We start from the raw sequence: 422 nt of genomic DNA on the forward strand, positions 1-422 counted from the left end.
CAGGGCGCAGCGCAGCGCTTGATCTGGAACAGCAGGCAGGGCCGCGTACGCGCTTCGTAGACGCTGTCGGCGCACGAGCGCAGCAGGAACGCGCGTTGCAGCATGTTGAGCGTGCGGTTGACGGCACCGGCCGATGCGAACGGGCCGAAATAGTCGCCCTTGCGATTGCGCGCGCCGCGATGCTTGGTCAGCTGCGGCGCTGCGTGGTCGCGGCTGATGACGATATAGGGGAACGACTTGTCGTCCCGCATCAGCACGTTGTAGCGCGGCCGGAAGCGCTTGATCAGGTTCGCTTCCAGCAGCAGCGCCTCGGCTTCCGTGCCGACGGTGACGAACTCCATCGACACGGTCGACGCGATCATGCGGGCGATGCGGTTCGGGTGCCCCTGCAGGCGCGCATAGTTCGACACGCGTGCTTTCAG

Annotated in this window: 1 pseudogene; it reads right to left on the reverse strand. The window is 66.1% G+C overall.

Features of this window, described 5'->3' with window-relative positions:
- A pseudogene (locus tag EMN46_RS19155) lies at positions 1-422 on the reverse strand (excinuclease ABC subunit C); the annotation flags it as partial.

Source organism: Ancylomarina sp. 16SWW S1-10-2, from assembly GCF_009669305.1.
Taxonomy (GTDB): Bacteria; Bacteroidota; Bacteroidia; order Bacteroidales; family Marinifilaceae; genus Ancylomarina.